This window comes from Porcincola sp. LCP21S3_C12, from assembly GCF_052118625.1.
Taxonomy (GTDB): Bacteria; Bacillota; Clostridia; order Lachnospirales; family Lachnospiraceae; genus Porcincola.
In genome coordinates this window covers 1-1557 of the sequence record NZ_JBQKGW010000060.1, presented here as the reverse complement: position 1 = coordinate 1557, position 1557 = coordinate 1, and the positions used below count along the sequence as shown (strand labels likewise).

Sequence of the window (1557 nt, the reverse complement as noted above, 5' to 3'; positions counted from 1 at the left end):
AAGCCCGACTGCGTACTTTTTGTAGAACGGTCCGGCGAGTTGCGGTGTCCGGCAAGGTTAAGCGCCAAAGGCGCGGAGCCGGAGCGAGAGCGAGTCTGAAAAGGGCGAAAGTCAGACACTGCAGACCCGAAACCGGGTGATCTACCCATGGCCAGGATGAAGCTGCCGTAAGAGGCAGTGGAGGTCCGAAGCCACATCCGTTGAAAAGGGTGGGCATGAGCTGTGGGTAGGGGAGAAATTCCAATCGAACCCGGAGATAGCTGGTTCTCCTCGAAATAGCTTTAGGGCTAGCCTCATGGCAGACTTATGGAGGTAGAGCACTGAACATCCTAGGGAGCGTCAAAGCTTACCGAAGATCATCAAACTGCGAATGCCATCAAGCCGATCCATGGGAGTCAGACCGCACGAGATAAGTTGGGTGGTCAAAAGGGAAAGAGCCCAGACCTCCGGCTAAGGTCCCAAAGTGTGTGTTAAGTGGTAAAGGATGTGGGATTTCGAAGACAACCAGGACGTTGGCTCAGAAGCAGCCATACATTGAAAGAGTGCGTAACAGCTCACTGGTCGAGAGGTCCTGCGCCGAAAATTTCCGGGGCTGAAACACACCACCGAAGCTGAGGAACCGCGAAAGCGGCTGGTAGAGGAGCATTGGATGCGCGAAGAAGCGGTACCGATAAGGAGCCGTGGAGAGCATCGAAGAGAGAATGCCGGAATGAGTAGCGAGAGATAGGTGAGAATCCTATCGGCCGAATATCCAAGGTTTCCAGAGTAAAGCTGATCTGCTCTGGGGAAGTCGGGACCTAAGGCGAGGTCGAGAGACGTAGCCGATGGACAGCAGGCAGAGATTCCTGCACTGGCGGATATCAGAACTGCGGGGACGCAGGGTGGAAGGATGAGCGCGGAATGAAGAGACGCGTACAAGCAGAAGAGGTGGGCAGATGGAAAAACCGCTGCCGGAAGCCTGGTCTGTGACGTGGACCGAAATGAAAGTAGGGAAGCATCCGGAAGCACTGCCTGGAAAAGCCGCTATTGTGTATCCGTCACCCGTACCGTAAACCGACACAGGTGGATGAGGAGAGAATCCTAAGGCCGACGGAAGAAGCATTGTTAAGGAACTCGGCAAAATGACCCCGTAACTTCGGGAGAAGGGGTGCCATCGTGAGATGGCCGCAGAGAATAGGCTCAAGCAACTGTTTAGCAAAAACACAGGTCTATGCGAAACCGAAAGGTGAGGTATATGGGCTGACGCCTGCCCGGTGCTGGAAGGTTAAGAGGAGAGGTTAGCGCAAGCGAAGCTTTGAATTGAAGCCCCAGTAAACGGCGGCCGTAACTATAACGGTCCTAAGGTAGCGAAATTCCTTGTCGGGTAAGTTCCGACCCGCACGAAAGGCGTAATGATTTGAGCACTGTCTCGACAATGCATCCGGTGAAATTGAAGTGCCAGTGAAGATGCTGGCTACCCGCGCCAGGACGGAAAGACCCCATGGAGCTTTACTCCAGTTTGATGCTGGGATTCGGTGATGCATGCACAGGATAGGTGGGAGGCAGAGAAGTGGGTAC

At 54.2% G+C, this 1557-nt stretch carries 1 rRNA gene; it reads left to right on the top strand.

Going from position 1 to position 1557, the window contains the following annotated elements:
- Positions 1 to 1557: ribosomal RNA gene (locus ACTQ1N_RS12600) — 23S ribosomal RNA — on the top strand; the annotation flags it as partial.